Source organism: Diaphorobacter aerolatus (assembly GCF_014489535.1).
Taxonomy (GTDB): Bacteria; Pseudomonadota; Gammaproteobacteria; order Burkholderiales; family Burkholderiaceae_C; genus Diaphorobacter_A; species Diaphorobacter_A aerolatus.
Map to the genome: position 1 here is coordinate 1671912 of NZ_CP060783.1, position 22102 is coordinate 1694013.

The window sequence follows — 22102 nt, forward strand, 5'->3', positions numbered from 1 at the left end:
TCCAGTCTCTCCAATCAACCTGCGATGAAGCTAGGCCACACGGGGAATTGCAGGTTCAGCGCCCACACGAAAGCCGCATAGCTGCCAGCGGCGAGCACAGTGGCAAGAAGGAACACTTCCTTGAAGCTGAAGGTGCTTCCCGCCAGACTGGCCATGAACGTCAGGCCGTAGATCGCGATGATCAGACCCATCGCAGGAATGCCGAGCGATGGCAAGCCAGCGAGCAGCAGACCAAAGATCAGGTTGGCACCGATGATGAAGAACATCTGCTTCCATGCCCACTTGCCGATCGGATCGCCACCTTCGGTCTCGACCACGGTGGCCTTGAACATGATGATCGCGCCAATGACGGCAAGAATGATGCCCAGCAACAGCGGAAAGTAGCCCGGGCCCATGCGCGCACCAGAACCCACGGTGTAGGTCGTGGCGCCCCAGGCGAAACCACCCCCGATCAGCAGGAACATCAGACCGGCAAAGAAATCTTTCTGACTCTTTATTTTCACAAACAAGTCTCCCAAGAAAAGGATAACGACCGCCGGATTGTCAGGCGCACGTCCATCGAAAGCGATGTGGATTCCACCTACCGGCGGGTACAAGTTTTCCCTAAGAGACAAGGGGGTTGGGGACGTGGTGGCAGCACGTTTTTCTGCTGGTGTAAACCCGCATGGCTTGCTGTGCACGGCGCTATGGGAAGCTGGGTTTTGCTGGCCGGGTCTCGCCCCGGCGGGCGAATTACTTTCTTTTGTCAAAAAAGAAAGTAATCAAAGAAAGTTGAGCCCGCTGCCCACGACCCCTCGCGTTGCGAGGGGCGACCTGGGGCGAGACGGTCATGCGGTGCGCTGTGCAACTCACTGCGCGCCAAGGCGCTCCGTTCGAACAAGCACAGCGAGTCAGTTGTTGAAGCTGTTGCGTCACTTGACGCAACAGCCACCGCACAACCGCCTCGCCCCAGGCGTGGTCAGAGGGCGGGAGTCGGCACGTCGCTGCGCTCGTGCAATAGCGGGCGCATACGCCTCCACGCAACTCAACCCCGGCACGAGCGAAGCAAAGTGCCGAGCGCACCTCTTTCCAGCTGACTTGCGGCGGTTGTCCGAGCGAAGTGACGAAGGAACGAAGCGAGTTCTGCCGCAGGTATTCAAAGCGCTTTTTGGTGCCTTTTTGGCAAGACAAAAAGGTACTGCGCCGCCGGGCGCAATCCCGGCCAGCTCCCTCAAAACCCGCCAACACACAAAGAAAATGCCACGCACCAAAGGAACAAAAAAATTCAGCTCTCCAACGGCGGCGTAGCCGCGATCACCTCATCCATCGTAGTCACCCCTCAGCCGCCCGCATGGCCCCGCCAGCCGCAAAGGCCGCATCCCATCCTTGACCCCTTGCCGCCGAATGTTGTCCATCGAAGGCGATTGATTCACGAGGTTGCGCATGTCCTCGCTCACGGTGAGCAATTCATACAGCCCCATGCGGCCACGGAAGCCGGTCATGCGGCATTCAAGACAGCCCACCGGTTGATAGGCCCGGTACTCGCCATTGAATTTCCACGGTCTGATGACCTCGGCCAGCGCCTCGGGCGATGCGGTTTCGTCGGGCTTCTTGCAGACCTTGCAGAGCGTGCGCACCAGGCGCTGCGCGAGCACGCCGAGCAAGGTGGCGTTGATCAGATATGGCGCGACGCCCAGCTCCATCAAGCGTGAAATCGCGCTCGGAGCGTCGTTGGTGTGCAGCGTCGAGAACACCAGGTGGCCCGTGAGCGCCGCCTGCACCGCCATGTCTGCGGTTTCGAGATCGCGGATTTCGCCGACCATGATGATGTCGGGGTCCTGACGCATCAGCGCACGCAGGCCTTCGGCAAAATTGAAGTCGAGCTGCGACTGCACCTGCGTCTGGTTGAACGAGGCCTCGATCATTTCGATCGGGTCCTCGACGGTGCTGACGTTCACCTCTTCGGTCGCAATCCGCTTGAGCGTCGAATACAGCGTCGTCGTCTTGCCCGAACCGGTCGGCCCGGTCACCAGAATGATGCCGTGCGGGCGCCGCACCAGCGTCTCCCAGCGCACGGCGTCGTGCGGCGGAAAGCCCAGGGCACTCAGATCCTTGACGGTGTTGTCGGGGTCAAAGATACGCATCACCATCTTCTCGCCGAACGCGGTCGGCAAGGTAGACAAACGCATTTCGACTTCGTCGCCGCCGGGATTGCGGGTCTTGATGCGGCCGTCCTGCGGGCGGCGCTTTTCGACCACGTCCATGCGCCCGAGCAGCTTCACGCGCGCGACCATGGCGTTGAGCACGCTCATCGGCATCTGATAGACCACGTGCAGCACACCGTCGATGCGAAAGCGGATCACGCCCTGCTCGCGGCGCGGCTCCAGGTGTATGTCGCTCGCGCGCTGGTCGAACGCGTATTGCCAGAGCCAATCCACCACGCGCACCACGCCCTGATCGTTGGCATCGAGCTGCTTGTTGGCCTTGCCCAGTTCCACGAGTTGCTCGAAGCTGCTGCCCACGGAGCTGCCACCCGACTTCTGCGCCTGCCAGACGGATTTGGCGAGCGCAAAGAACTCGGCGGTATAGCGCTTGATGTCCTCGGGATTGGCCATCACGCGCGTCACGGTGCGCCGTGACTGGCGTTCGACCTCGCCCACCCAGTCGGTCACGAAAGGCTCGGCCGTGGCAACCACGATTTCCTTGGGCGACGCCTGCACCGGCAATATCTTGTGGCGCTCGGCGTAGCTCGCGCTCATGGCCTCGGACACGCGACCCACATCGACCTTGAGCGGATCGATGCGCAGATAGGCCAGGCCGCTGTGCTGCGCCACGTATTCGGTCAGCATGTAGGTGTCGAGCGGCTTGCCGTCGACGGCGCGCACCATGCCCACGCTCGCCAGGCGCACCAGCGGATGCTGCACGCTTTCAGCGCGCGAGCAGCGCTCGATGGTGCGATCCGCCACCTCGGCATCGATCACGCCTTCACTGCGCAGCCACTCCACGACCGTGCGCCAGTCCAGCGGTCCATGATGCGCGCGCCGACGCGCGGGTTGCGGCGGGGAAGATGTCGAAGAAGAAGTGGCGCGTGACGTGCTCATGATGCGTTGGTTCCCTTCGTTATTTTTTGTCATGTGGCCGAGCGTTCGGTCTTGACCGGCTTGAACACCCGCAGCCACTTGGGCGCGGGCAGGTCCCAGCGGGTCTTCACGTCCTCGGCGCGCGCCATCAGGTCGGCACGCGTCGGGCGCGTGGGAGTGCGCTGCGCGAGCACAATGGTATTGCCCTCGCGCGTGGGTTTGAAGGCCCAGAGCGCATCGTCTCCAAATGCCTCGGCAAGCTTGGCCACGCTGCTTTCGTAGCTCGATGAACGGCCGAACAGATTCACGGTGAGCACGCCATCATCGCTCAGCAGCGCGCGGCAATCCTTATAGAACTCGGCACTGTCGAGCACCGGCGCGGCTGCATCATGGTCATACAGATCAACGGCCAGCGCATCGATCATGCCCAGCCATTTCTCGTCGCGGATTTCCACGGCGGCATCGCCGAGCACGACTTCGAGCTTCGGACCATCGGGCGGCAGCTTGAACCACGAACGGCAGACGCTGATGACCTGCGGGTTGAGTTCGATGACCGTGGATTTCATGCGCAGCTTCTTCACGCAGAACTTGGTGATCGCGCCCGCGCCCAGGCCCAGTTGCATGGCGTGGCGGCGGACACGCGTTCCGGTTCGATGAACAGCAGCCAGGCCATCATGCGCTGCACGTATTCCAGTTCGATCTCGAACGGCGCCGCCATCTTCATCGAGCCCTGAATCCAGGGCGTGCCCAGATGCAGATAGCGCACGTCACCGTCATCGGAGATGCTCACTTCGGGCAGTTCCAGCGCAGCGGCCTGTTGTTTCTTTCGGGTAGTCAACTCTTCACACCAATCCGTAGGGTGCCAGCGCATCGCGCCAGGCATTCAGTTTTTTGTCGAAGCTCCACGACGCGTTGGCGGGACTTGTGGACGGCAAACGCAGCGATTCGATTCTGTCATTGTCGTGTAAAGCCATGCTGCCGCGCACCGCCTTTGCGTGCCGGAAGCTCTCGCCTCCATTGTGGGCGATGGCGGCGAGTCGCGGGAGCTGTTTTTGCAACGCAGCAAAATCGTTCACACGCGCGTTGCAGATGTTGGAATCAAGACTGCCCTCGCGTTCGCAGGCCGCATACACGTCCCAGATGCCGAGTCCGCGCTCGAGCAGCCATTGGCAGCGCGCCGCGTAGTCCTCGCGCGAAGGCAGGGCCTGTGCCGGCCAGAGGGCCGCGAGAATCTTCCAGAAATGGTTCTGCGGGTGTCCGTAGTACTGGGATGCGCGCAGCGACGCCACGCCCGGAAAACTGCCAAGCACCAGCACGCGGGTCTGCGCGCCGACGATGGGCGGCAGGCCGATCAACGGGGATTCTTCGGCCATGCTTCGGTTCCCTGGGCAACGAACGGAGCGAGCTTTGGCAGCGCCGCGACCGCATTGGCAACGCTGACACGCGCCAGTTCGCGCGCATCCAGTCCGCGAAGTCCCGCGAGGACCTCGGCGATCCGTGGCAGTTCGGCGGGCGTGTTGCGCGCCTGCGGCACGCCGGCTTCGCGCTGCTGCGCGGTCACGTAGAGCCAGTGCGGCGGGATGTCGGGTGAGTCGGTTTCGAGCACCAGCGCCTCCACGGGCAATTGCTCGGCAAGCCGCCGCAATTGCAGCGCCCGCTCGAACGTCAGTGCGCCGCCGAAGCCGAGCTTGAAACCCATGTCGATGAAGACCCTGGCCTGCTGAAGGCTGCCGTTGAAGGCGTGGGCGATACCGCCGACCACAGGCAATTCACGCAGATGCTTGAGCAACCGGTCCGCCGAGCGCCGCACGTGCACGATCACCGGCAACCCGAAACGCCGCGCCAGTTGCAACTGCTCGCGGTAGAAATGCTCCTGCCGCCCGGAGTCGAGCCCGGGCACGAAATAGTCGAGTCCGATCTCGCCGACGGCCACCAGACGCGGATCGCCCTGCCCCTCGGCCAGCGCGCGCCCAAGTTCCGCGATATCGGCTTCGCGCGCATCGGGCGTGAACAGCGGATGAATGCCAAGCGCGTAGCTGTCGCCCCAGCGGTGCGCGAGGTCGCGGCACACGCTCCAGTTGCTGCGTTCAACCGCCGGAATCACGCAATGCGCCACGCCCGCGCGCCGTGCGTCCTCGCGCATCGCATCGGCATGGGCCTGGCCGCCGTGCGCGACGAACTCGTCGAGATGGCAATGGGTGTCCACCCAATACGGACGGGAAAAATCAAAAGCAGGCTGCATATTGGCGATGATGCCGCAGAACCCGTCCGCAGATCGCCGAAACCGCCGATGTGAGGGCTGGAAACATTGGTCAATTCCCTGTAAGACGAAATCCAATTCGCTGTGCAGCACGCGACAATCCGTGCTACTGTGATTCCGACTTCGTTGACAAATCCGCCACAACCGCTTTGATTGAAGGAAGAGCGCCCCGCGCGACATGCGCATCGGGACGCCGCCGCCGAAGGTGAAGCATGCCCCGGATCGCCCGTTACAGCCGTTCACGTCGCGACCCTGTCCTCTCCGCCGGGGACACGCCGCCGCAGAGCGCCGAAAGCGTGACGGATAAGGCGCACGCGACTTCCTCCGAGGCCGCAGACGCGCCAGCGCCCGCTGCGGGTCGCGTGCCACGACACATCTGGCCGCTGTTGATATTCGTGCTGGCGCTGAACGCGGGCGTTCTCGGCTACTGGGGGCATGAGCAGAAAAATCGCGCGCCGCAGCAACTCACGCAAAAGGACATCGACGCAGCCGTGCTGCACACGCTCGCGACGCAGACCCTGCCGTCGCCCACCGCGCGTGCGGCCGCGAAGATTGCGCCCTCGGTCGTGCATGTCGTGGGATACACGCGCACCAAACGCGGCACCGAGGTCGAGCGCGGCGAAGGCACGGGGGTGGTCGTGATCGACACCGGAATCATCCTCACCAATCTGCACGTGGTCAACGGCTCGCGCCGCATCGAGGTGCAGTTCGCGGACGGCTCCACGTCCAATGCGGTGGTGGTCAACGTGCAGGTCGAAAACGATCTTGCGGTGCTCAAGGCCAGCGAGCCGCCCGACGACCTGCAGGCCGCGGCGATGCGCTCCACCGAGGGGCTGAATGCGGGCGATCAGGTCGTGGCCGTGGGCTTTCCGTTCGGTATCGGGCCGTCGGTTTCGGCGGGCGTCATTTCGGGTTTCAAACGCGAATTCCAGTCACCCGAGGGCAAGCAGGTGCTGCGCAATCTGATCCAGTTCGATGCGCCCGCCAATCCCGGCAATTCCGGCGGGCCGCTGGTCACCATGGATGGCGAGGTCATAGGCATCGTCACCGCCATTCTGAATCCGACCGCATCGCGAACCTCGCTTGGCATCGGCTTTGCCGTGCCCATCGAAAACGCGGCCAAGGCCATCGGATCACCGCCTTTCTGACTTGGCGACCCGTCACCACCGCGCGCAAAAAAGAGGACGCACATGATCGAGTACACCGGCAGCCCCCAGTCCCAGCCCACCGCCGTGCTGATGGAGCAGATCCTCTATGAAATCAAGCGTGTGGTCGTCGGGCAGGATCGCTTTCTCGAACGCGTGATGGTCGCCATCCTCGCGCAGGGCCATCTGCTGGTCGAAGGCGTTCCGGGTCTCGCCAAGACGCTGACCGTGAAGACGCTGGCGGGCACCATCAATGGACACTTCCGGCGCATCCAGTTCACGCCCGACCTCGTGCCCGCCGACCTGATCGGCACGCGCATGTACAACCAGCGCACGGGCGAATTCAGCACCACGCTCGGGCCGGTTTTCACGAACCTGTTGCTGGCCGACGAAATCAACCGCGCGCCCGCCAAGGTGCAAAGCGCGCTGCTCGAGGTGATGCAGGAACGCCAGGTGACGATTGCGGGCGAGACGCACCGCGTGGCCGAACCGTTTCTCGTGCTCGCAACACAGAACCCCATTGAAACCGAGGGCACTTACGCGCTGCCCGAGGCGCAGGTGGACCGCTTCATGATGAAGGTGCTGATCGGCTATCCGACCGAAGACGAAGAGTTCGTGATCGCAGAGCGCGCGCTGGCCCCCGCCGTGGCGGTGCAGGCGGTTGCCAGCACCGCGCAACTCGCCGAGCTGCAGCGCGTCACGCGCGAGGTCTACGTCGATCCGTCGTTGCTCCAATACGCGGTGCGCATGGTTGCGGCGACGCGCAATCCCGGTGTCTACGGCCTCAAGGACCTCTCCGGTGCCATTGCCTGTGGTGCCAGCCCGCGCGCGACGATTGCGCTGGCCGAGGGCGCGCAGGCGCTTGCACTGATGCGCGGGCGCAGCTACGTGCTGCTTGAAGACATCAAGGAACTCGCCCATGACGTGCTGCGCCACCGCATCACGCTGTCATATGAAGCCATGGCCGACGCGCAGCAGGTGGATTCGCTGATCGACCAGATCATGGTGCGTCTGCCCGCGCCCGCGCGTTCGGCCGACATCACCGGCAAGGAGGCCCGCCGTGCCTGAAACAACAAGCGGCGCCCTCATCACCGCGCCCGCCATCACGCAGACCGCCGAGCGGCTGCTGCAACGGCTGGAATGGCGCGTGCTCAGGCGGCTCGATGGTTTGCTGCAGGGCGACTATCGCACCCTGATGCGCGGCGCGGGAATCGATCTGGCCGACCTGCGCGAATACCAGACGCATGATGATGTGCGCCACATCGACTGGAACGTGACCGCGCGCCTTTCCACGCCGCACGTGCGGGTGTTCACGGAAGACCGCGAACTGACCGCGTGGTTTCTGCTCGATCTGAGCCCGTCGGTCGATTTTGGTCCGCCCGGCCACAGCAAGCGCGATCAGCTCACGGGCTTCGTGGGCGTGCTGGCGCGGCTGTTCACGCGCCGCGGCAATCGTGTGGGTGCCGTGCTGCATGCCGGTGCGGGGCGCGACAGGACCCTGCCCGCGCGCAGCAGCCGCGCCCATGTGCTGCAACTGCTTCACCTGCTGATGGGCAACAACGCAGCGCGGCAAAGGCCTGCTGAAAAAACGGCTCAGGGCACGACGCAGTTGCACCATTTGCTGGAGTCCGCGCAGGGATTGCTGCGGCGTCGCTCCACGGTATTTCTGGTCTCTGATTTCATGAGCGATCCGGGCTGGGAAAGGCCGCTCGCGCAACTCGCGCAGCGCCACGACGTGGTCGCCGTGCGCCTGCTCGATCCGCTCGAACTGGCGCTGCCCGACATCGGTCTCGTCTGGATGCGCGACCCCGAAACCGGCGAGCGCCTGCACGTGGACACGCGCAGCAGCGGCTTTCGCAAACGCTACGCGCGCCTTGCGGCTGAGCGCGAGGAGCAGTTGCGCGCCAACCTCGCGCGGGCCGGAGTCGACACGCTGGAACTGGCGACCGATGATGATCTGCTGGACAGCATGATGCGCTTTCTCGCGCTGCGCGGATTGCGTTCCGCGCAGCCCGCACGACTCGCGAATTCGCGGCACTGATTGCATTGCAGCCAAGAAAGAAAGGAGCACAGGCAACATGGCATTTCTCTGGCCCGGCATGCTCTGGCTGCTGCTGCTCCTGCCGCTGTTGGTGCTCGTCTACTGGCTGGCCCAGCGGCGGCGGCGCACCACCGCGCTCGACTACCCGGCACTGTCGCTGGTGCGCGAAGCCATGGGCGTCGGCCAGCGCATGCGCCGCCACATTCCACCGCTGCTGTGTTTCATCGGCCTGGCGGCGCTGCTGCTGGCGGCCGCGCGGCCGCTGGCCAAGCTCAGCCTGCCTTCGGACAAGCAGACCATCGTGCTCGCGATGGATGTCTCGGGCAGCATGCGCGCCACCGACGTCGAGCCCAATCGCCTCGTCGCCGCCCAGAACGCGGCCAAGGCCTTCATCGCCGCGCTGCCGCGCAACGTGCGCGTTTCGGTCGTGGCGTTTGCAGGCACGGCGCAGATCGCGCAGTTGCCGACACAGAATCACGAGGACCTGAACGCCGCCATCGATTCATTCCAGTTGCAGCGCGGCACCGCCACCGGCAACGGCATCCTGATGGCGCTGGCGGCGATCTTCCCCGGCAGCGGCATCGATCTCGCGGCGCTGTCCGGTCGCGATGGCATGCACACGCGCAGCATCGACGAGGCCATGAACAACGATGCGCGCCGCGCACCGCCCGCACCGGTCGAACCCGGCTCGTTCAACTCCGCCGCCATCGTCATGCTCTCGGATGGTCAGCGCAACACCGGCGTCGATCCGATGCTCGCCGCGCAATGGGCCGCAGACCGCGGCGTGCGCGTCTATACCGTGGGCGTTGGCACACCCGAAGGCACGGTGATCGAGTTCGAGGGCTGGTCGATGCGCGTGCGGCTGGACGAGGAAACGCTCAAGACCGTTGCCAAGGTCACCAAGGCCGAATACTTCCATGCGGCCACCGCGCAGGACCTGCTCAAGGTCTATGAGACCCTGCACTCGCGGCTCACGCTGGAAAAGCGCGAGACCGAAATCGCCTCGCTGCTGTCGCTGGCAGGCGCGCTGTTCATCATTCTCGCCGCGACGCTTTCGCTGTGGTGGTACGGGCGGGTCATGTAGGGCCTGAGCGCCGAATTCGCTGCGCTCAAAGTATCATCATCCGGCAGGAGTTCGCCTGGCGCCGCTCCGTGCCCTCTTCCTGGCCACCACAACACCCCTAAAAAGGCAAGCGCATGCTGACTCGCCGCTCCATCGTCCAATGTGCCGCCGGCACCGCCACCAGTGCCTTGCTTCCCGCCGCAATGGCCGAGCGAGCGCGCACCACGGCACGTGCCGCAGACTACTGGTATCCCGACGAGGCCCTGCCGCATGAGCGGACCTTCATGCAGTGGCCCAACAGCCGCCGGGTTCACAGCGATGCGGCCTTTCTCGCGGATCTTCAGCAGACCATTGCCGACATCGCCAATGCGATTGCCGAATTCGAGCCGGTCGTCATGCTGGCCGGTGCCGAACACCGACGCCGTATCGAGAAGCTGGTGTCTCGCAAGGTGAACGTGTGGGACGTTGCCACCGACGACCTGTGGTGCCGTGATTCCGGCCCGTCGTTTGTCGTGAATGGAAAGGGCGGGCTCGCCGTGACCCAGTTCAACTTCAATGGCTGGGGCAACAAGCAGGTGCACGCCAACGATGGCAAGGTGGCGGCGAAGGTCGCGAGCCGGCTGGGAATTCCGGTTTTCAATGCGGGGCTGGTCGGCGAGGCCGGAGGTGTGGAGACCGACGGTCACGGCACGCTCATCGCGCACGAAAGCAGCTTCATCAACCCGAACAGAAATCGTGGCAGCAAGGCGGATGTGGAGTCGAAACTGCTGCAGACCATGGGCGCTCGAAAAGTCATCTGGGCACCGGGCATCAAGGGCGCCGACATCACCGACTACCACATTGATGCGCTGGCCCGTTTCGTGAAGCCCGGCAAGGTGCTGATCCAGATGGGCAGCGAGATCGACCCCGACGATCCGTGGTCGGTCTCGGCCTTCGAGACGCGCGACATTCTCGCGAATGCGACCGATGCCAAGGGCCGCAAGCTGGAACTGTTCGTGCTACCCGAGCCCAAGGCGCCGCGCGTGGAAACGCCGGATTTCGTCGCCTCGTATGTCAATTACTACGTGTGCAACGGCGCGGTGATCGCCGCCGAATTCGGCGACAAGGCCGCGGACCGGCAGGCCAAACGCATGCTGGCCGATCTGTATCCGGGGCGCGAAATCGTCATGTTGAACGTCGACGATCTCGGCAGCATCGGCGGCGGCATCCATTGCGCAACCCACGAGCAGCCGAGAGTTTGAACGAACGCCGCGCCGCACGGCTCAGAGGTTTCCGGCAACGAGGCGCAGCACCCGGTCGCAGCGCGCCGCCAGCGACTCATCGTGGGTCACCATCACGAATGCGGTTCCGCGCTCGCGCGCCAACTGCATCATCAGCGCAAACACCGCATCCGCCGTCGTGCGATCCAGATTGCCCGTGGGCTCGTCGGCCAGCACGCAGGCCGGCGCGGTGACCAGCGCGCGCGCAATCGCGACACGCTGACGCTCGCCGCCCGAGAGCTCGGCGGGACGGTGGTGCACGCGTTGCGCAAGTCCTACGGAGTTCAGCATCGCATCGGCGCTCGCGAGGCAGCGCTCCATGTCCCAGCGACGAATGCGCAGCGGCATGGCCACGTTGTCACGCGCGCTGAATTCGGGCAACAGGTGGTGGAACTGGTAGATGAAACCCAGATGCTCGTTGCGCAGACGGCCCTGCTTTTCGGCGGACAGCCGCCCCAGGTCCTGCCCCATGAGTTCAACGCTGCCCGTGGTCGGCGAATCAAGGCCGCCCAATAGGTGCAGCAAGGTGCTCTTGCCGGAACCCGACGAGCCGACGATGGCCAGCGTCTCGCCCGCATAGACCTCGAGATCGACGCCGTGCAGCACGGTCACGTCGAGCCGCCCCTCTTCGAATCGCTTGGTCAGCCCGCGCGCGCGCAGCACCACTTTTGCGTGCCTGGTTTCGTTACTCACATCACTCATAGCGCAGCGCCTCGGCAGGGTTCACACGGCTGGCGCGCCAGCTCGGATACAGGGTGGCAACAAAGGCCAGGATCAACGAGATGACGGCAATCGGCATGATGTCGCTGTACTGCGGCTCGCTCGGCATGCTGCTGATCAGGTAGATGTCCTTGGGCAGAAACGTGGTGTGCAGCACCTTCTCGATGGCCGGCACGATGACGTCGATGTTGAATGCGATCACCAGCCCGAGCACCAGCCCCGCGAGCGTGCCGATCACGCCGACCATCGCACCCTGCACGACGAAGATGCCCATGATGCTTTTCGGGCTCGCGCCGAGCGTGCGCAAGATCGCGATGTCGGCGCGCTTGTCGGTCACCGTCATCACCAGCGTGGACACGAGATTGAACGCGGCCACCGCGACGATCAGCGTCAGGATGATGAACATCATTCGCTTTTCGACCTGCACCGCCGCGAACCAGGTCTTGTTCTGCTGCGTCCAGTCACGGATCAGCAGATTGCCGGACAGCGAGTGCACCAGTTGCAGCGCCACCTCGGGTGCCTCGTGCAGGTCGCGCAGTTTCAGGCGAATGCCGGTCGGGCCTTCGAGGCGAAAGAATTTCTCGGCATCGACGTGGTGCATCAGCACCAGCGTCGAGTCATATTCGTAGTGGCCGGAGTTGAACGTGCCCGCCACCTTCATCTGCTTGAGTCGCGGCACCACACCCGCTGGCGTGATCTGTCCCGAAGGCGCGATCACCGTCACCAGATCGCCGGGAAGCACGCCCATCTGCTGAGCCAGCTCGCTGCCCAGCACCACGTTGAACTCGCCCGGCACCAGCACCTTCAGGCCCGCGACGTTTTTGGCGGCCAGATCGGTGACCTCGCCTTCAAGCGCAGGATCGATGCCGCGCACCAGCGCACCCTTCATGTCTTCGCCGCGTCCCAGCAGCGCCTGCGCCGCGACGAACGGTGCCGCGCCGACCACGTTGGGGTTCTGGCGCGCTTCGCGCAAGGTGAGCGGCATGTCCGGCAGCGCGGCACCGCGCGGCGCAAAGATTTCGATGTGCGAGACCACGCTCAACATGCGATCGCGCACTTCTTTCTGAAAGCCGTTCATCACGCTCAGCACAATGATGAGCGCCGCCACCCCGAGCGCGATTCCGAGCATCGACACGCCCGAGATGAAGGAGATGAAGCCATTGCGGCGCGTGGCCCGGCCAGCCCGGGTGTATCGCCAGCCCAGGGCCAGTTCGTAAGGGATTTGCATGGTGTTTCTGATCGTGACGCAGACCGGCTCCTCCCGTGGAATACACGAAATCCGGCCCGCTTGAGCGTATGGATTGTGTCATCCCGGACAATAGCCCCTATGTCGGACGTCCCCCATTTACTTATTCCCTTCGCGGCGAGCCCTTCGGCAGGCTGCCAGCAGGTGCTCAAGGAACTGCCGCTGCCGCATCTGGATCGCCTGCTGTCGCGCCTGACGCTCACCGCCACCGACAGCGGCGAGGAAACCGATTTTTCCCCGCCCCATGAAAGAGCCCTGGCGCGCGCCGTGGGCCTGCCCGACGCGAAGAACGGCGTGACTCCCTGGGCCGCATGGCAGCATGGCCGCAGCGGGCCGCACGATGATTCGTCCAGAGCCTGGGCCTACATCACGCCCTGCCAATGGCATGTCAGCACCGACCATGTGACGATGCTCGACCCGGCCGATCTGCAGCTCACGCCGACCGCATCCCATGCGCTGCTCGAGATTCTCGCGCCGTGGTTTGCCGATGACGGCATCGAGCTGACCTACGACGAGCCCACGCGCTGGATCGCGTCGGGTGAGATATTCGAGGGCGTGGCCGCTGCATCGCTTGACCGGGTGATCCAGCGCGACGTGCGCGCCTTTATGCCGCTCGCCGAAAACGCCGCGCACACGCGCCGCATCCACCGGCTGCAAAGCGAGATGCAGATGCTGCTCTACACCCACCCGCTCAACGACGCGCGCGCCGAGCAGGGGCTTCCCCGATCAACACCTTTTGGGTGCACGGTGCCGGTCGCCTGGGCCAGCCGCTGGGCGCGGCTGTCGTCCCGCTGACGCCCCGGGGCCTGCGCGACGCGGCCCTGCGCGAGGACTGGCAGCGATGGGTCGCGCAATGGCGCGAACTCGACGCGGGTGCGGTGGCCGACATCGAACGCCAGGTCGCTGCCGGCGGCAAGGCGCGGCTCACGCTGTGCGGCGAGTGCAATGCCTTGCAGTACGACGTGCAGGAGCGCAGCTTCGGCCAGAAGCTCAAGGGAATTTTCGCGAAGCCGCCGCGCTTTCAGGATTTGCAGAACCAACTATGAAAATCATCGCCAGAGACATCCCGCCGCGCGCCGTGTGGGCGCTGGAACAGGCGGGCGTGCATCCGCTGCTGGCAAGGCTCTACGCCGCGCGCGGCGTGTCCACCAAGGACGAACTCGACGATGCGCTGGCGCGGCTGCTGCCGCCCTCGGGCCTGCGCGGTGTGCGCGAGGCGGCCGTGCTGCTCGCCGACGCCATCGCCGCAGACCGGCGCATGATCATCGTGGCTGACTACGACTGCGATGGCGCGACCGCGTGCGCGGTCGGTGTGCGTGGTCTGCGTCTGCTCGGCGCCAGGCACGTGGACTATCTGGTGCCTGATCGCGTGGTCGATGGATACGGCCTCACACCGCCGATCTCGCGCCGCGTGCACGAACGCCAGGCCGATCTGCTGATCACGGTGGACAACGGCATCGCCAGCGTCGAGGGCGTGGCGACCGCCAAGGCCCTCGGGCTCTCGGTGCTGGTCACCGACCACCACCTGCCCGGCCCGCAACTGCCCGACGCGGACGCCATCGTCAATCCCAACCATCCGGAATGTGGCTTCGAGAGCAAGTGCACCGCTGGCGTCGGCGTGATGTTCTATGTGCTGATGGCGCTGCGCACCGAGCTGCGCGAACGCGGTGTGTTCGACAAGGCCACGCAGCCGCGTCTGGAGTCGCTGCTGCCCCTGGTGGCGCTGGGCACCGTCGCCGACGTGGTCAAGCTCGACAGCAACAACCGCCGCCTCGTCGCGCAGGGCTTGAAGCGCATCCGTTCGGGGCAGATGCCGGCGGGCGTGGCCGCGCTGTTCAAGGTCACGGGCCGCAAGCCCGAGGAAGCCACCACCTTCGATTTCGGCTTCGGGCTCGGCCCGCGCATCAATGCGGCGGGACGTCTTGCCGACATGACGCTCGGCATCGAATGCCTGCTCACCGACGATCCGCAGCGCGCCGCCGATCTGGCGGGCCAGCTCGATGCGATCAACCGCGAACGCCGCGAACTCGAAGGCGGCATGCGCGAACAGGCCATGCTCATGGCCGAGACGCTGTTCGATGAAGGCGAGGAGCCGCCACCGGCCATCAGCGTGTTCGACCCCGATTTCCATGAGGGCGTGGTGGGCATCGTCGCCTCGCGCCTCAAGGACAAGCTGCATCGCCCGACCTTCGTGTTCGCGGCCAGTAGCGCGCCCGGCAAGGAGCATGAACTCAAGGGCTCGGGCCGCAGCATTCCCGGATTCCATCTGCGCGATGCGCTCGATCTGGTGGCCAAGCGGCATCCCGGCGTGCTGCTCAAGTTCGGCGGTCACGCCATGGCCGCAGGCTGCACCGTGGCCGAGGAATTCTTCGACGAATTCGAGACCGGTTTTGCGCAGGTCGCGCAGGAGTGGCTCGATGCCGCCACGCTCACGCGCAAGCTCGAAACCGACGGCCCGCTCGCGCCCGAATACTGCCGCGCGGAACTCGTCGACGTGCTGCACCGCGAGGTCTGGGCCAGGGCTTTGCGCCGCCGACCTTCAGCGAAGAGGTGGTGATCGTGAGCCAGCGCCTGGTCGGCGAAGCGAAGAACCACCTGTCGATCAAGCTGCTGCACCAGGGGCAACCGGTCGATGCCATCTGGTTCGGCCACACCGACCCGCTGCCCGCGCGCGCCATGCTGGCATTCCGGCTCGACGTGAATGAGTGGCGCGGCGAGCGCAAGGTGCAGTTTCTCGTCGAGGGTTGGGCCGAGCAGGGTTCGCCCTGAGACGCTGGCCGTCGGCACCGCAGGGCCGACAACGTCTGCTTGCAAAAATAACCTCTCAATCTCCGGCCTTGGAACGGCGCGGCAGTGCATATCGGACGCGTCACCCATAAAATGGGACACGTGTCCGATCCCATTCAACCATCCCAACTCAACGCCGATCTGCACTGTCATTCCGTGGTGTCCGATGGCACCCTGACTCCCGAAGCGCTCGCCGAACGGGCGAGCGGCAACGGCGTGCAGCTCTGGTCGCTTACCGACCACGACGAAGTCGGCGGGCAGCAGCGTGCGCGCGCCGCAGCGCATGCGCAGGGCATGGACTACCTCACCGGCACCGAGATCTCGGTCACCTTTGCCGACAACACCGTGCACATCGTGGGTCTGGGTTTCGATGCGGACGATGAGCAGCTAAAACACGGTCTCGCGCTCACCCGTGGCGGTCGCGGCGCGCGGGCGCAGGAAATCTCACGGCAGCTCGAAGAAGTGGGCATTCACGGCGCGTATCAAGGCGCGCTCAAGTACGTCGGCAATCCCGAACTGATTTCGCGCACGCACTTCGCGCGCTATCTGGTCGAGATCGGCGCGTGCCGGGACACCTCCGAAGTGTTTCGCCGTTTTCTCACCGAAGGCCATCCGGGCTTTGTGCCGCACCGTTGGGCGTCGCTGGCCAACGCCGTGCGCTGGATCCGCGAGGCCGGCGGCATGGCGGTGATCGCGCATCCCGCGCGCTACCGTTTCACGGCCAACGAAGAATTCGCGCTGTTTTCCGAATTCAAGAAGCATGGCGGTGGGGCGTGGAAGTGGTCACCGGCAGCCACACGCCGTCGGAGTACCGGACCTATACCGACATGGCGCTCGAATTTGGCCTGGCCGCGTCGCGCGGCAGCGACTTTCACAGCCCCGATGAATCGCACACCGATCTGGGCACGCTGCCGCCGCTTCCGGCAGCACTCACACCGGTCTGGTCGGTGATCGAAGACCGCATCCAGCGCCGCGCCGCCTGATCCGCGCGATCCCTCGCCACCCCACCACAAAGACACAGAAACCGACTCTTCCATGGCGCAGTATTTCGAGATTCACCCGGACAATCCGCAGCCACGCCTGCTCAAGCAGGCCGTCGCGATCCTGCAGGGCGGCGGCGTGATGGCCATTCCCACGGATTCGAGCTACGCGCTCGTCTGCCAGCTCGACGACAGCAAGGCGGTCGAGCGGCTGCGCCGCATTCGCCAGATCGACGAAAAGCACCATCTCGCGCTGCTCTGCCGCGACCTCTCGGAACTCGCAAGCTATGCGCGCGTGGACAACCGCCAGTACCGCCTGCTCAAGCAGGCCACGCCCGGGCCCTACACCTTCATCCTCGACGCCACCAAGGAAGTGCCGCGCCGCGTGAGCCATCCGCAACGCAAGACCATCGGCCTGCGCGTTCCGGATCGCAAGGGCACGCAGTTGCTGCTGGAGATGATGGGCGCGCCGCTGCTCGCATCCACCTTCATTCCGCCGGGCGAGACCGAACCCCTGAATGATCCCGAGGAAATTCGCGAGCGCTTCGAGAAACTGCTGGACGGTGTGGTCGATGCCGGTCCCTGCCCGCTGCAACCCACGACGGTGGTCGATCTCACGCCCATGGAAAACGGCAACGAAGCCATCGTCGTGCGTGAAGGGCGCGGCCCGCTGTCGGTTCTGGGTTTGTAGCGCGCAGCACCGCCCTCGGGCCCGGGTCTGACACAATGTCGCTGTGGACGCATCCAATCTCATCCAAACCATTCTGATCTATGCCCTGCCGGTGCTTTTCGCCATCACGGTGCATGAAGCCGCGCACGGTTATGTTGCCAGGCACTTTGGCGACAACACCGCGCTGATGCAGGGACGCATCACCCTCAACCCGCTCAAGCACATCGATCCGATCGGCACCATCCTGATGCCGATGCTGCTGTATGTCGCCACTTCGGGGCCTTTTTGTTCGGCTACGCCAAGCCCGTGCCGGTGAACTTCGCCAACCTGCGCAATCCCAAGCGCGACATGATCTGGGTGGCGCTCGCGGGCCGCTGACCAATTTCATCATGGCGATTCTCTGGGCTCTGGTACTCATCCTGCTGATGGGTTTCGAGGTCGACGAACGCTTCTTCCTGTCCATGGCCAAGGCCGGTGTGATGGTGAATCTGGTGATGTGGGCGTTCAACCTGTTTCCGCTGCCGCCGCTTGACGGAGGCCGCGTGCTCGTCGGCCTGCTGCCCTGGAAGCAGGCGCAGTGGGTGGCGCGCATCGAGCCCTATGGCTTCTTCATCGTCATGGGTCTCGTCGTCATGGGCATGGTCAGTTCGCTGTGGCTGCGACCGCTGATGTCGGTCGGATACAGCATCATCAACGTGCTGATGACGCCGTTGCGCGCCCTGTTCCTGGGCTGAGGTTTCAGTTTCCGGTTTCGCGCGAGTCCGTTCAGAATTTTCGATATTTCATTCCGTCACCTCCATGTCCGCTATTCGCTTTCTCTCCGGCATCACTCCTTCCGGCACTCCGCATCTTGGCAACTACGCCGGCATGATCCGCCCCGCCATTCGCGCGAGCAGGACCGCCGGAGTCGAGAGCTTCTACTTTCTCGCCGACTACCATGCACTCATCAAGGCGCACGACCCGGAACGCGTGCACCGCTCGACCCTTGAGATCGCCGCAAGCTGGCTGGCCGCCGGACTCGACCCCGAACACGTGACGTTCTACCGGCAGTCCGCCGTGCCCGAAGTGACCGAGCTGACCTGGCTGCTCACCTGCGTGACCGGCAAGGGCGTGCTCAATCGTGCACACGCCTACAAGGCATCGCAGGACAAGAACGTGGAAGCCGGTCGCGACATCGACGACGGCGTGACCGCAGGCCTGTTCATGTATCCCGTGCTGATGGCGGCCGACATTCTGATCTTCAACGCCAACAAGGTGCCCGTGGGTCGCGACCAGATCCAGCACATCGAGATGACGCGCGACATCGCGTCGAGCTTCAACCATCTCTACGGCGACCACTTCACGCTGCCCGACGCGGTCATCGAGGAGAGCGTTGCGACCATCGCCGGCCTCGACGGTCGCAAGATGAGCAAGAGCTACGACAACACGATCCCGCTGTTCACGCCGCGCGATCAGCTCAGAAAACTCGTGGGCAGCATCGTGACCGACTCGCGCGCCCCCGGCGAACCCAAGGAGGTCGAAGGCTCCGCGCTGTTTCAGCTCTATCAGGCATTTGCCACGCCCGAGCAGACCGAGGCCATGCGCAAGTCGTTCGCCGCAGGCATTTCCTGGGGCGAAGCCAAGGAGTCGCTGTTCGAGTGCATCGACGCCGAAGTCTCGCCGATGCGCGCGCGCTACGACGATCTGATGGCGCACCCCGAGAAGGTGGAAGCCGCGCTCGAGATCGGCGAGCGGCGCGCACGCGAGAAGGCGCACGCGTTCGTGCAGACGCTGCGCGGCGCCGTGGGCCTGCGCAGTCTGCGCGAGCCGCAGGGCCACAAGAAGGTGGCCAAGGACACCAGGGCCGCGCTGCCGAGCTTCAAGCAATATCGCGAGGCCGACGGCAGGTTCTATTTCAAGCTGGTCGCCGCCGACGGTACCTTGCTGCTGCAGAGCACCGGGTTCACGGCACCCAAGGAAGCCGGCCAGGTCATCGGCCAATTGCAAAAGGATGCCGATGCGCTCAGCGCTCTGGCCGCGCATCTGACGCCAGTGGAGGGCGTGGTCTCAGCCGACGTGCAAGCCGCGCTTGACGCATTGCGCAACGCTGCCTGATCAACTACCGGCAATAAGTAGCAAGCGATTCAGGAACGCTTGCGAATCCGCACGAAGTGCTCTTGAAAGACTTGCATCGGCGGGAACTAAGCGGAAAGACAACCAACGTACATCAATTACGATTCATGGTTGCGACAGTTCCAGTTAACAAGTGTTAATTGGGGACCATGGATGTGCATCGTCGCAGTCTGGTTTCTATACTCCGTTGAACTTTTTTTCCCAATGCATTCCCTGCAAGGATTTCCATGCGTATTGTGGCTCTGGATGATGACGCACTGCAGCTCGAGCTGTTCAAGCGTGCCATAACCGACATGGGCACTCGTGCCACACGTATCAAACCGGCACCGCCCTCATGAAGGACATGCGGCGCGATACCTTTGACCTGCTGCTTGTCGACTGGCACCTGCCCGACACCTCGGGTCCCGAAGTGGTGCGCTGGGTGCGCAAGCATGTCGGCCTGGATCTGCCGATCCTGTTCGTGACCAGTCGCCAGGAAGAGCGCGACATTGTCGAAGGACTTGACTGCGGCGCGGACGACTTCATGGTCAAGCCGGAGCGCGTGGGCGAACTCACGGCACGCGTTGGTGCCCTGCTGCGCCGCGCCTATCCCGCCGCCGTCAACGAAGTGCTGGAATTTGGCCGCTACCGTTTTCTGCCCGAGACCCGCACCCTTGAAATGGACGGCAAGCCCGTCGAACTCAAGAACCGCGAATACGATCTGGCGCTATTCCTGTTCCAGAACATGGGCCGCTTGTTGTCACGCGACCATTTGCGCGAAATCATCTGGGGCAGACCAGCGACGTGATTTCACGTTCGCTCGATACGCACATTTCCCGCCTTCGCAGTCAGCTCGACTTGAGGCCTGACAATGGTTTTATCGTGACAGCCGTATACGGCATGGGTTATCGTTTCGAAGCCGTCAAGCCTAAAAGTGATGACACTTTGATTTCTACGTAATCCAGAGCTCATTTCCGCCACGGATCCATACGCTCTGTAGGATAGGGTCACCAGCGCAAGCCAAAGAGTGGAGGCTGGAACAATGACAATTGTCCGGGAGGAAGTACTGTGATTCATTTTCTGAGTCGTTCGCCGCCAAATTTGTGGGTCGTCAGGGCTGTGGCAATCATTGTCACGGCCCTTCCCGTGTTGGCACTCGCCAGTCCCGAAGGACATTTCGAGCACCGCATCCGGCAAGGCGATACGCTCGAGCGGCTGGCGACCGAGTACTACGGTGACTACAAGCTCTGGCCCGAACTCCAACAATACAACCAGGTAGTCGATCCCAGACGCCTTCGCCCGGGCGCGGTTCTTCGCATTCCTGTCAGGCTCCTGTCGCTGCAAACTGCGGAAGTGAGCTTCGTCGAGGGACAGGCCAGCGTCGCAACCAAACCCGGTGCGGAACACACCGAGTTGAAGCCAGGGCAAAAGCTCACCGAAGGCGCGGAGATCAAGGTCGCGCCCGACTCGTTCGTCACGGTCAAGCTCGCCGATGGCAGCTTGATCCGGATCCAGGCGAATTCCGATGTGCGCCTCAAACAGTTGCGCCGCACGGGCCGCGCCGGCAGCTTGCAATCGGTACTGGAGATGCACAAGGGCGCCGTGAACGCCACGGTCGGCACCGAGCCCGATCCCTCGCGCAAGTTCGAGGTGCGCACGCCGCGCGCAACGACCAGCGTGCGCGGCACGACCTTCGACGTCTCGCTCACCGAGGGCGGCGACGCGCTGTCCACGGTCACGCATGGCAAGGTGTCGGTGCAGGGCGGCAGCGACCGGAAAAATGTGGCCAGGCTCACCGAGGGCCAGGGCATCGCGGTCAGCGGCGAAGGCCAGTTGGGGCAGACGCGCAACCTGCTGTCGCCGCCTGACCTCTCCAGGATTCCGGAGACGATGGAGGACTCCAACTTCCTGAGCTTCCAGATCGAGCCCGTGCAGCAGGCAAGCGCCTATCAGGTGCAGGTGGCGCGCGACGAATCGATGAACGAAGTCCTGCGCAGTGGCACCTTCCCGTCCGGGCAGGTACGGTTGAAGATCGTGGACGACGGCAGCTACTACGTCGTCGCGCGTGCCATGGACGCGCAGCAGTTGCCCGGCATGCCCGCCAAGCGCAAGCTCAGGGTCAAGACGCAGCCGCCGCCGCCGCTCTACCAGCAGCCGGCCCCGGGCGGCACGACCTCGCGCACGTCGGGCATGCTCAAGTGCACTCCTGTCAGCGGCGTGCAAAAGTACCGTATCCAGGTCGCCGACAGCGCAGCCGGATTTGATGCACCACTGTTGCTCGACCTGAACGACAGCGAAGATTGCAGCGCGCAACTCGCCAGCCTGCCGGTCGGCAGCTACCAGTGGCGCGCCGCCAGCATCCGCCAGTTATCCAACGGCTCGCCCGATCAGGGACCGTTCTCGCAGCCTCAGGCCTTCAAGCTGGCGAATGATCCGTCGGCACCCGACCTGTCCGCAATGGACAGCGCCGAGGATCTGCCCGGCCTGCACCTGCGCTGGCCCGGCGAGGCCGGTCAGATCTACCGGCTTCAGGTTTCGGCCACCGAAGATTTCGCCACCCTGCTCGCGGACGAGACGCTCGACACGCCGGTGTGGAACGCCTCGGGCATCAGGCCAGGCAACTACTATGTGCGCATCAGGACGCACGACAACTCCACCGGGCTGGACAGCCCCTTTTCCACGGCCCGCCAGGTGCGCGCAGCGGCGGAAATCCAGAGCGGTTTCGGCCTGCCACTGACCTCGTCCGATGGTGAACCGCTCACCCGCAAGTGACGCATTGGC

General features: G+C 64.2%; 15 protein-coding genes and 6 pseudogenes. 14 read left to right on the forward strand and 7 right to left on the reverse strand.

Annotation, left to right across the window (positions count from 1 at the left end; genetic code table 11):
• Positions 1–14: 14 nt before the first annotated feature.
• From H9K75_RS07800 to H9K75_RS07820, 5 genes and pseudogenes are all read right to left on the reverse strand, one after another.
• Positions 15–503, reverse strand: coding sequence for a tripartite tricarboxylate transporter TctB family protein (locus H9K75_RS07800; protein ID WP_187725340.1), 489 nt, complete (start codon positions 501–503; stop codon positions 15–17).
• A gap of 761 nt (positions 504–1264) precedes the next feature.
• Positions 1265–3080 (reverse strand): annotated as a pseudogene (locus tag H9K75_RS07805) (GspE/PulE family protein).
• Positions 3081–3109: 29 nt separating this feature from the next.
• Positions 3110–3930, reverse strand: a pseudogene (locus H9K75_RS07810) (spermine/spermidine synthase domain-containing protein).
• The gene (locus H9K75_RS07815) at positions 3902–4432 is read right to left on the reverse strand and encodes a DNA-deoxyinosine glycosylase (protein ID WP_187725341.1); all 531 of its coding nucleotides are present in this window, start codon (positions 4430–4432) and stop codon (positions 3902–3904) included. The pseudogene H9K75_RS07810 and the gene H9K75_RS07815 overlap by 29 nt, the downstream one beginning before the upstream one ends.
• Entirely contained in the window at positions 4411–5301 is an 891-nt protein-coding gene (locus H9K75_RS07820; RefSeq protein WP_187725342.1) for a TatD family hydrolase, read from the reverse strand. Before H9K75_RS07820 ends, H9K75_RS07815 begins: the two co-directional genes overlap by 22 nt.
• A gap of 230 nt (positions 5302–5531) precedes the next feature.
• On the opposite strand from H9K75_RS07820, the gene H9K75_RS07825 reads away from it, so the two are divergent.
• The 5 genes from H9K75_RS07825 (at position 5532) to H9K75_RS07845 (ending at position 10809) form a co-directional block, all read left to right on the forward strand.
• A complete protein-coding gene (locus H9K75_RS07825; protein ID WP_187725343.1) occupies positions 5532–6467 on the forward strand; it encodes a S1C family serine protease in 936 nt (311 codons plus the stop codon).
• Between the two features lie 42 nt (positions 6468–6509).
• Positions 6510–7532: an AAA family ATPase gene (locus H9K75_RS07830; RefSeq protein ID WP_187725344.1), complete on the forward strand. Its 1023-nt coding sequence runs from the start codon at positions 6510–6512 to the stop codon at positions 7530–7532.
• Entirely contained in the window at positions 7525–8505 is a 981-nt protein-coding gene (locus tag H9K75_RS07835) for a DUF58 domain-containing protein (protein WP_226858597.1), read from the forward strand. The genes H9K75_RS07830 and H9K75_RS07835 overlap by 8 nt, the downstream gene beginning before the upstream one ends.
• Positions 8506–8542: 37 nt before the next feature.
• Complete coding sequence (locus tag H9K75_RS07840; RefSeq protein WP_187725345.1) at positions 8543–9589, forward strand: VWA domain-containing protein; 1047 nt, start codon at positions 8543–8545, stop codon at positions 9587–9589.
• Between the two features lie 113 nt (positions 9590–9702).
• Positions 9703–10809 carry an agmatine deiminase family protein gene (locus H9K75_RS07845; protein ID WP_226858598.1) on the forward strand — a complete coding sequence of 369 codons (1107 nt, stop codon included), beginning with the start codon at positions 9703–9705 and terminating at the stop codon, positions 10807–10809.
• A 21-nt stretch (positions 10810–10830) separates the two neighbouring features.
• On the opposite strand, the gene lolD is transcribed toward H9K75_RS07845, so the two are convergent.
• Both lolD and H9K75_RS07855 read right to left on the reverse strand, forming a co-directional pair.
• The gene (lolD, locus tag H9K75_RS07850; protein ID WP_187725346.1) at positions 10831–11529 is read right to left on the reverse strand and encodes a lipoprotein-releasing ABC transporter ATP-binding protein LolD; all 699 of its coding nucleotides are present in this window, start codon (positions 11527–11529) and stop codon (positions 10831–10833) included.
• Positions 11522–12775 carry a lipoprotein-releasing ABC transporter permease subunit gene (locus tag H9K75_RS07855; RefSeq protein WP_187725347.1) on the reverse strand — a complete coding sequence of 418 codons (1254 nt, stop codon included), beginning with the start codon at positions 12773–12775 and terminating at the stop codon, positions 11522–11524. Before H9K75_RS07855 ends, lolD begins: the two co-directional genes overlap by 8 nt.
• A 99-nt stretch (positions 12776–12874) precedes the next feature.
• Between H9K75_RS07855 and H9K75_RS07860 the strand changes: the two genes are divergently transcribed.
• From H9K75_RS07860 to H9K75_RS07895, 9 genes and pseudogenes are all read left to right on the forward strand, one after another.
• Positions 12875–13588, forward strand: a complete 714-nt coding sequence (locus H9K75_RS07860) for a hypothetical protein (protein WP_319016891.1) — start codon at positions 12875–12877, stop codon at positions 13586–13588.
• Positions 13534–13839 carry a hypothetical protein gene (locus H9K75_RS25060; protein ID WP_319016892.1) on the forward strand — a complete coding sequence of 102 codons (306 nt, stop codon included), beginning with the start codon at positions 13534–13536 and terminating at the stop codon, positions 13837–13839. The genes H9K75_RS07860 and H9K75_RS25060 overlap by 55 nt, the downstream gene beginning before the upstream one ends.
• Positions 13836–15562: pseudogene (recJ, locus tag H9K75_RS07865) on the forward strand (single-stranded-DNA-specific exonuclease RecJ). The gene H9K75_RS25060 and the pseudogene recJ overlap by 4 nt, the downstream one beginning before the upstream one ends.
• Positions 15563–15673: 111 nt before the next feature.
• Positions 15674–16563: pseudogene (locus H9K75_RS07870) on the forward strand (3',5'-nucleoside bisphosphate phosphatase).
• A 52-nt stretch (positions 16564–16615) separates the two neighbouring features.
• On the forward strand, positions 16616–17251 hold the full coding sequence (locus tag H9K75_RS07875; protein ID WP_187725348.1) for an L-threonylcarbamoyladenylate synthase: 636 nt from the start codon (positions 16616–16618) through the stop codon (positions 17249–17251).
• Between the two features lie 43 nt (positions 17252–17294).
• Positions 17295–17964 (forward strand): annotated as a pseudogene (locus H9K75_RS07880) (site-2 protease family protein).
• Between the two features lie 64 nt (positions 17965–18028).
• Positions 18029–19324, forward strand: coding sequence for a tryptophan--tRNA ligase (locus tag H9K75_RS07885; protein ID WP_187725349.1), 1296 nt, complete (start codon positions 18029–18031; stop codon positions 19322–19324).
• A 245-nt stretch (positions 19325–19569) separates the two neighbouring features.
• A pseudogene (locus tag H9K75_RS07890) lies at positions 19570–20281 on the forward strand (response regulator transcription factor).
• Positions 20282–20467: 186 nt separating this feature from the next.
• Entirely contained in the window at positions 20468–22093 is a 1626-nt protein-coding gene (locus tag H9K75_RS07895) for a FecR domain-containing protein (RefSeq protein ID WP_187725350.1), read from the forward strand.
• Positions 22094–22102: the final 9 nt, after the last annotated feature.